This is a genomic window from Nocardia cyriacigeorgica (assembly GCF_010858045.1).
Taxonomy (GTDB): domain Bacteria; phylum Actinomycetota; class Actinomycetes; order Mycobacteriales; family Mycobacteriaceae; genus Nocardia; species Nocardia cyriacigeorgica_E.
The window spans coordinates 1-331 of the sequence record NZ_JAAGVC010000214.1 but is presented as its reverse complement, the minus strand read 5'-3'; the positions used below and the strand labels follow the sequence as shown (position 1 = coordinate 331).

Annotated in this window: 1 pseudogene; it reads left to right on the top strand. The window is 61.9% G+C overall.

Annotated elements, in window-relative coordinates:
• Positions 1–45 precede the first annotated feature (45 nt).
• Positions 46–331: pseudogene (locus GV790_RS29425) on the top strand (wax ester/triacylglycerol synthase domain-containing protein); the annotation flags it as partial.

Sequence of the window (331 nt, the reverse complement as noted above, 5' to 3'; positions counted from 1 at the left end):
TCACTGGCACGCGTAGTCCGCCCGATCACCACAACACTGTCGCCCGTGATGACCGATCGTGGTACTGCGCGCCGCCTTGCCGCATTCGACGTTCCTACCGCTGCGCTCGCCCGTGCCGCGCACACAAACGAGTGCACGATGAACGAAGCATTCATAACGGCAGTACTCCTCGGATTGCGTGACTACCACGACCGGCACGGCACATCGATCGAACAACTGCGGGTGACGATGCCGATCAGCCTTCGAACCGATGACGACCCGCTAGGGGGCAACCGAATCACTCTGTCCCGCTTTGTGGTACCGGTGAATGGCGACCCCGCCGTCCTGATGC